General features: G+C 40.6%; 1 protein-coding gene. It reads left to right on the top strand.

Annotation, left to right across the window (positions count from 1 at the left end):
• Window positions 1–241: 241 nt before the first annotated feature.
• Window positions 242–2089, top strand: a complete 1848-nt coding sequence (locus ACTXGO_RS12735; RefSeq protein WP_443542294.1) for a TonB-dependent receptor plug domain-containing protein — start codon at window positions 242–244, stop codon at window positions 2087–2089.
• The last annotated feature ends 110 nt before the right edge of the window (window positions 2090–2199 follow it).

Here is a 2199-nt window from a genome sequence, read left to right on the forward strand (position 1 = left end):
TTATAAATTGGCTCTGTCTAAAGAACAAAACCCTTTAAGATGAAAGTTACTCATCTGATACTGAGAAGATATTAGGTTGTAGTGGTTTATATCTTGATCGTTATTGTTGATAATGGTTCTGTCTTTACTTATTGGTTATTTTGACCGCCTTGCACCTTTTGATTTTTTGGGATTGATTATGACTGTAGCATCTGTAAGTTACCTTCGACTGAGTATTTTAAGTATATTTGGCGTTTTTGCCATGAATACGACTATAGCAGCTCCCTCTACCGTTGCACCTATCGATGAGAGCGAATTACCGCAAGTGGAGCTTGATGAGATTGTAGTGACCGCTACGCGTACCCCAACTAGGATTAGCAATGTCATCGCTCAGACTCGCGTTGTCGATAGCGAAGAGCTACAGCGTTATCAAGGTCAAACGGCGCTTGAAGTACTTCAGCGTCAGCCAGGTATTAGTTATTACAGTAATGGCGGTATGGGTACGACCTCAAAAATTTATATGCGCGGTTATGAGGGCAAACAGATTTTGGTACTGATTGACGGCATTCGCTACAGCTCTTTGAGTGCTGGTAGTGCAACGCTCAGCCTATTACCTGCCGATCAAATCGATCGTATTGAAATTTTATACGGTGCCTCAGGCTCTAGTATATATGGCGCTGATGCTATGGGCGGGGTGATTCAAATATTCTCTAAAGGCAATAATGTAGATAAAAACAGCTTATCAGTTACCGCAGGTGTCGGCTCAAACGATCACTATACTTATGGTGCTACAGCGCAGTTTGCAAGCAATGCGGGTACCTCGTTAAGTGTCTCGGCCAGTCATAACGAAACCAATGGCTTCAATGCAAAGTTGCCTGGTGCTTTTGGCTTTAATAGTGATAATGACGGTTTTGAAAGTGATAATTTTAGTATTTCACTAAACCAACGTATTAACGAGCAATGGCTTGCAGGGGCTAGTGCTTTATATAGCAATTCCACCACTGAATTTGATAACGGTGCTACTAGAGATGATTATACAGATCAAGAAAATGGAGCCGCTCAGGCTTTTGTTGATTGGCGATACTTGCCGGGCTCATCGTTAAAACTACAATATGGCCATTCTATTGATAATCTTGATAACAAGTTCGGTGATGTTTTTGATACCAAGCAAGATCAAATAAATCTAATTGGTCAGCATAAGCTATCTGTTGGACAAGCGACTTACGGTCTAGAGTATTTAGATCAAAGCTTAGACACCACAGCTTCTGGATATGATATCGATGGTCGTGATGTAACGAGTGCATTTTTAGGTTATGTATTAGCGAATAGTAAATATGATGCCCAAGCTAATTTGCGTTTTGATGATAACTCCCAATATGGTGATGAGACGACCTACAACTTGGGCGGAGCTTATCATATAAACCCAAATTTACGCGTTGGCACCAGTTATGCCAAAGGTTTTCGGGCGCCTGACTTTAATGACCTCTATTCACCGTTTGGTGGTAACCCTGATCTAAAAGCTGAAACTAGTGATAACTATGAGGCTTTTGTTGAATACGATACATTATTGCAATCGACACGGTTAACAGGGTATCGCAACAAGGTTGATGATTTAATTGTCTCTTTTGCACCTGATTATACTTCAAACAACATAAATGAAGCTGATATTGAAGGGGTGACGTTAATTACAGATTGGACTATTAATAATTACCTGTTCGGCGGTAGCTATGATTATCAGCAAGCTAAAGACGATAGTGACTACGCTGGTAAGGTTGATTTTGGAGGAAACGCTATCAACTTCAATGGTAACTTTTTAGCCATTCGTCCTGAGCACAAAGGGCTTGTATATGTAGGCTATAGCTTGCCAAGCCTTGATGTGCGTGCAGAGTATGAGTATACCGATGACTACTACAGTAATGTTGAAAACTCAGATGCGCAGCGCGTAGACGGTTTTGGCTTACTTAATATTAGTGGCAACTATAAGCTGAACGATAGACTCACTATGACCGCACGCTTGAACAATGTCACCAACAAAAAGTATGTGACACTACCTGGGTTTAATACTGACGGCACTAATTTCTTTACCTCCTTAACCTATAACTGGTTCTAGACAAAAATTTCAACTTACCTATTTGAAGTTTTCGCTCAAACCAACGCAACTTACAAGTCAAAGGTTTTTCTTAAGTTATATAGGACAATAGGTGACAACAGCGCGCTCAT

Source organism: Psychrobacter sp. T6-1 (assembly GCF_052258445.1).

What these genes read in the sequence shown, in the direction of transcription:
- ACTXGO_RS12735 (WP_443542294.1), top strand. Translation starts at nt 242, where the DNA reads ATGAATACGACTATAGCAGCTCCCTCTACCGTTGCACCTATCGATGAG.